This window comes from Neobacillus sp. C211 (assembly GCF_051842875.1).
Taxonomy (GTDB): domain Bacteria; phylum Bacillota; class Bacilli; order Bacillales; family Cytobacillaceae; genus Neobacillus.
Genome location: NZ_JBPXRO010000071.1, coordinates 1 through 4,009 on the forward strand (window position 1 = coordinate 1; position 4,009 = coordinate 4,009).

At 37.5% G+C, this 4,009-nt stretch carries 4 protein-coding genes; 1 reads left to right on the forward strand and 3 read right to left on the reverse strand.

Features of this window, described 5'->3' with window-relative positions; translation table 11 throughout:
• Nucleotides 1-109: 109 nt before the first annotated feature.
• Entirely contained in the window at nucleotides 110-298 is a 189-nt protein-coding gene (locus ACSU6B_RS28790; protein ID WP_342043891.1) for a hypothetical protein, read from the forward strand.
• Between the two features lie 200 nt (nucleotides 299-498).
• On the opposite strand, the gene ACSU6B_RS28795 is transcribed toward ACSU6B_RS28790, so the two are convergent.
• From ACSU6B_RS28795 to ACSU6B_RS28805, 3 genes are all read right to left on the reverse strand, one after another.
• The gene (locus ACSU6B_RS28795) at nucleotides 499-912 is read right to left on the reverse strand and encodes a MarR family winged helix-turn-helix transcriptional regulator (RefSeq protein ID WP_410889879.1); all 414 of its coding nucleotides are present in this window, start codon (nucleotides 910-912) and stop codon (nucleotides 499-501) included.
• Between the two features lie 36 nt (nucleotides 913-948).
• Entirely contained in the window at nucleotides 949-1,995 is a 1,047-nt protein-coding gene (locus ACSU6B_RS28800; protein ID WP_410889881.1) for an NADH:flavin oxidoreductase/NADH oxidase, read from the reverse strand.
• Nucleotides 1,996-2,305: 310 nt separating this feature from the next.
• The gene (locus ACSU6B_RS28805) at nucleotides 2,306-3,529 is read right to left on the reverse strand and encodes an IS110 family transposase (RefSeq protein ID WP_410889883.1); all 1,224 of its coding nucleotides are present in this window, start codon (nucleotides 3,527-3,529) and stop codon (nucleotides 2,306-2,308) included.
• Nucleotides 3,530-4,009 lie beyond the last annotated feature (480 nt).

Below are 4,009 nucleotides of genomic sequence, written 5' to 3' on the forward strand. Positions count from 1 at the left end.
TGCGTTAGTTGAAGAAGCCAAAAGGACCTAAATGGTCCTATTTATATTTGGTAATAAAATACGAATTTCATTTATTGTATTGGAAATACTATCTGTCGAGGTGAAATAAATGAGCAGATTTAAAGTTGTGTTTGAGAATACAATCCAAAGTGGTGGGTTTTCATTGGAGCAGTATTTGATAACATTACATCAAGAAAAAGATATGTTGGATTCATTTGATGGTCATGATGATTACGAGTTGGACATGAGGTTATTTGAAGGGGAGATTCAAAAAGTTAACGGATTGTTGGAGAGCTAAGGCTCTCTTTTTTATTTATAAAATAAAGATTTTATTTTCTTCTTCAACTAACGTAAGCAGGTTAGTTAAATAAGAAAGTCTGTTAAAGATGCTCACAGGACAGTCAGGCTCTCGTACTAAGCTCACCAATGTTTTGAAAAAATGCATTACTAAAGTAACTTCCTTAGAAGATACTTTAGTAATGCGTTTCGTGTGGGGTTTTATTCAGCAAGTAATCTTATGTTACTAATATCTTTTTCTGAAAGAGACTGTTGTAAGATACTATTTACCTCACTCAATATATTACGTATATGCTGTTGACCACTCGGAGTCAGTACAACATAAACACTACGTTTATCCTCAACATAACTAGCTCGTTCCAATGGTTGAAGGTAGTGTTGTTCAAGTCTTGAAACCAAACGGGATAAAGCACTTTGGCTAAGACCAATCATATTCTGAAGCTGCGATAACCGTAGTTTCTTTTCACTGTTTTCATTCAGAAACATCATTAAATAAAACTCATTCAAACCCAAATGGTATTTTTGTTGTAGTAAATAATCTAATGATTGTGTAATTCTATTATGGAATTTTGAAAAATTTACCCAAGTGTGGATTAATTGGTCAGGTTGATTCATAGCAATCTCCTTTCAAATACTATCCATCATTCCCTGTTATCGAATTCCTCTACTATATTGAAATGGCGGGTTTACACTCAGTGTAACATCTTTAATTGCATGTAAACTCCAATATGGATCATTTAACATTCCTCTGGCAACCGCAATTAAATCGGCATCATTATTTGATAAGGTTGCCTCAGCTACTTGCGGATTATCTAACATGCCAACAGCTATGACAGGGATTCCTAGTTTTTCTTTGAAGGCTCGGGCAAAAGGGACTTGATAACCAGGATAATTACCAGGTTTTAAGGTACCTGGAACTCCTTCTCCTCCCGATGAAACATGGAAAATATCTATGCCGGCTGATTTGTACTTTTCAGCAATACGAAGTGAATGTTCTAACCCATATCCACCCTCTATATATTCAATAGCAGAAATTCGCATAATTAATGGCATATCTTCTGGCATGACGGATTTCACTGAGCGAATTACTTCTACACCAAATTTAGATAAATCTTCACCATATTGATCGTTTCTATTATTAATACTAGGAGACATAAACTGATGTAGGAGATAACCATGTGCTCCATGAAGTTCTATTGTATCAAAGCCTGCTTCGACTGCTCTTCTGGCAGCATTCCTAAACTGCTCAATCGTTTGTTTAATTTCCTCAATTGTTAAAGCACGAGGTTGTTTAAGTCCACCATATTTTGTTTCTTCGGGCAAGGCTTCACCTTGTATTTTAGATGGTCCAACAGGCTGGATTGCATCTTCAGCTTTTCTACCAGCATGAGCTATTTGTATACCGATTTTTGAACCATATTTATGAACCTCGGATACAATACGCTTATAGGCAGGAATTTGAGCATCATCCCATAATCCTAAGTCTTGATTCGTAATTCTTCCTTCAGGGGTTACACTCGTCATTTCCATGATAATTAATCCTGTACCCCCTATAGCTCTAGATACATAGTGAACAAAATGCCAATCGTTTGGTATTCCATCTTCTTTATCCACAGAATATTGACACATTGGTGCCATTACAATTCGATTTTTAAGTTGTAAATCTTTAACTTTAAAAGGAGAATTAATTGTTTTCATTATAGTTTCCCTCCCACAAAAATATATGCATGTACATGCATTGATAATATGATAGAACAATTATTAAATAAATGCAATCGTAAAGGAACACAGGATTAATTTTTTCAAGAAGTAATTTGGGCGATGTTTAATTAATTGACATTGCCTTTTTGTTGAGTAAGTTTGTGAAGTATCGCACTTAAACTACCATGAAAATAAAATTCTGTAATCCCAAAAAAAAGGCAATACTAAAGAGGACGCAGCTCATTCATTTTTAAAAAAAGGGGAGAACGCCAAATTCATGGATCCTATGGTTTAGAAAGTAACTGGATTAAGATGCTTTAGGTTCTTCTAATGTTACTGTATATCCTAAACTTTCGAGTCGCCTAAGTGAATGCCGAACGATAGATTGTTGTCTCTGCTTATCAAAGTAGTCTTCGCCTAAGTCTACATACATTTCTTTTCGGGTTAAAAGATAATAAGAGATGCGCAACATGGCATGAGCGACGACAATCCCTGCGCGTTTCTTGCCTTTTCGTGATGCGGTACGCCTATATAGTGCTCCCAGATAGTTCTTTGATCCTCTTACTGAATGAGCTGCTTCCGTTAATGCGGATCTCAAATATTTGTTTCCTTTTTTGGTTTTGGCTGATTTTCTTTTCCCAGCACTCTCGTTTTGCCCTGGAACCAAACCTGCCCAGGAACACATGTGAGAGGCAGTTGGGAATTGTTTTTTAACATCAGTCCCGATTTCGGATAATATTTGTTCAGCCATTCTAGTAGCTATCCCAGGAATGGAATCTAGCTTTTCGATATCTTCTTGATGGGTGCTTACTCTTTCCGCCACTTCTTGATCCAGCATTTCGATTTGTTCAGTCAAAAAATCAATATGCTTTAAAATGGTTTTCAACATAAGACGTTGATGCGAATTAATATAACCTTTAAGAGCGAGTTCCAGTTCTTCTTTCTTCTTTTTCATGGTGCGTCGAGCGAAGTTTGCTAGTTTTTCAGGATCCTCTTCACCATCGGCAATGGCATCAAGCATATCTCGTGCTGAAACACCCAACACATCTGAAACAACCGACCCCAACTTAATGTTCGCGCCTTCTAACACCTTTTGGATTCGATTATGTTGTCTGGCACGCTCCTCAATAATACTTCTACGATAGCGAACGAGTTCACGCAATTCACGTTGATTTCGATCAGGGATATAACTAGCTTTGAGTAGTCCGTGGCGAAGAAGCTTGGCAATCCATTCTGCATCCTTTACATCTGTTTTGCGTCCTGGAACTGCCTTCATATGTTGGGCATTCACAACTAAAAACTCAATATTTTCAGCTTCTAGTAAATTCACAATAGGCTTCCAATAAACACTCGTGCTTTCCATGGCGACATGGGTACAATTATGTTGTTTAATCCAGTCAACCAACTGTAATAGATATACAGTTTTAGTAGAAAACGTTTGAATCTCCTTTCCTTTAGGTGTCATAATACAGGCGGTAATATTGTCCTTATGGACATCCATACCGCATGCTCTTTCAATGACTACATCCATTGAAAACATCCTTTCTACGGCAATAGTTATAATTAGAGGCTGGTGCATCAACCAGAATAGGATTAATCTACCATGTGTGCTTCCCGTAAGGGAGCGACAGTCAGTGGTGCACCGTGGTCGGTAGAGTCAGACTAACGGATGGGCTCTAACGCACCATAGTTCATCGACCTCCTCTCCCAGCCGTAGAATCAGTATTGACGGTTAATGACCATTTTCATTCTCTGTGGTGAAGCGCTGATTTTTGCGCTTCATGGATGGCTAACGGGTGCTTGAACTTAACAAAGGGTTGCTGCGGCGATCCTTTTTTCTTGCTGCACTAACGGGGCAGGTTAGTGGAATAACAATATGAAAAACATTCTTAATCTGTACAGCGACTAGGAATTGTAACCAAAAAGTTTAATATAAATGAATGATGTACTATATTTTTGATAATAGTGGGTGAATTGGATGAGTCAAGATTTGGCGGATTTTTCAAATGAT

What these genes read in the sequence shown, in the direction of transcription:
- ACSU6B_RS28790 (WP_342043891.1), top strand. Translation starts at nt 110, where the DNA reads ATGAGCAGATTTAAAGTTGTGTTTGAGAATACAATCCAAAGTGGTGGG.
- ACSU6B_RS28795 (WP_410889879.1), bottom strand. Translation starts at nt 912, where the DNA reads ATGAATCAACCTGACCAATTAATCCACACTTGGGTAAATTTTTCAAAA.
- ACSU6B_RS28800 (WP_410889881.1), bottom strand. Translation starts at nt 1,995, where the DNA reads ATGAAAACAATTAATTCTCCTTTTAAAGTTAAAGATTTACAACTTAAA.
- ACSU6B_RS28805 (WP_410889883.1), bottom strand. Translation starts at nt 3,529, where the DNA reads ATGGATGTAGTCATTGAAAGAGCATGCGGTATGGATGTCCATAAGGAC.